Source organism: Arthrobacter sp. E3, assembly GCF_017353415.1.
In the GTDB taxonomy this organism is placed as follows: domain Bacteria; phylum Actinomycetota; class Actinomycetes; order Actinomycetales; family Micrococcaceae; genus Specibacter.
In genome coordinates, this window is record NZ_JAFMPX010000106.1 from 1 (window position 1) to 351 (window position 351).

The 351-nt window shown below is 49.9% G+C and carries 1 protein-coding gene; it reads right to left on the reverse strand.

The window, feature by feature from the left end; genetic code table 11:
• Positions 1-206, reverse strand: a 206-nt coding sequence (locus tag JMA46_RS16845; protein ID WP_282099626.1) for a glycoside hydrolase family 19 protein, incomplete at its 3' end; no start/stop codon positions are given.
• Between the last annotated feature and the right edge of the window lie 145 nt (positions 207-351).

Here is a 351-nt window from a genome sequence, read left to right on the forward strand (position 1 = left end):
GCATCATTGAGGCGGTCTCCTGCAGTTTGGAATGCAGTTTGGGCAAGGAAAGCCGCAATCTCCCTCTTCATAACATCGATATCCCCCGTTGTCCCGAAGGCAGGGAAAGATTTGGCAGCCGTAACGAAGGCGTCATAGGTGTAGAAGTTGTTGGTCTTGCATTCACTTCGGCGGCTGAACATCTCGTTGAAGGTTTGCTCGCTCAAGAATGTCGAGACATTGTAAGAACACCCGCATTGCTCCTGGGCGGAGAGGAAGCTAGCGAGGCTGTGGATAGCGAGCAAAGCTACTATTACCCACAAAGAAGACCTCATGATTGATGATTGCGTGTTTTTCCTAACGGAGTTGTTT